The 221-nt window shown below is 67.4% G+C and carries 1 protein-coding gene; it reads left to right on the top strand.

Annotated elements, in window-relative coordinates:
* Positions 1-155: 155 nt before the first annotated feature.
* Positions 156-221 (top strand): hypothetical protein (locus tag H6B10_RS19150; protein WP_430661792.1); only part of this gene is annotated, 66 nt, incomplete at its 3' end.

Below are 221 nucleotides of genomic sequence, written 5' to 3'. Positions count from 1 at the left end.
ACCAGCAGTGTGGCGATGGGGCCCTGGCCCTTGTCCAGACGGGCTTCCACAACCGCGCCCTTGCCGCGGCGGTTGGGGTTGGCCTTCAGTTCCATGACCTCGGCTTCCAGAACGGTACCCTGCATAAGGGTGACTGCCTCATCGCCGGCACGGCTGTGGGCCGCGTGCGTACCATGCGGGACGATAAGGGCCGCGAAATCACCGAGGCCGGCCCGTCCACG

The sequence above is a fragment of the Gemmiger formicilis genome, assembly GCF_016901605.1.
In the GTDB taxonomy this organism is placed as follows: domain Bacteria; phylum Bacillota; class Clostridia; order Oscillospirales; family Ruminococcaceae; genus Gemmiger; species Gemmiger formicilis_B.
The sequence above is the reverse complement of the archived record's forward strand: the minus strand, read 5'-3'. Positions and strand labels throughout refer to the sequence as shown.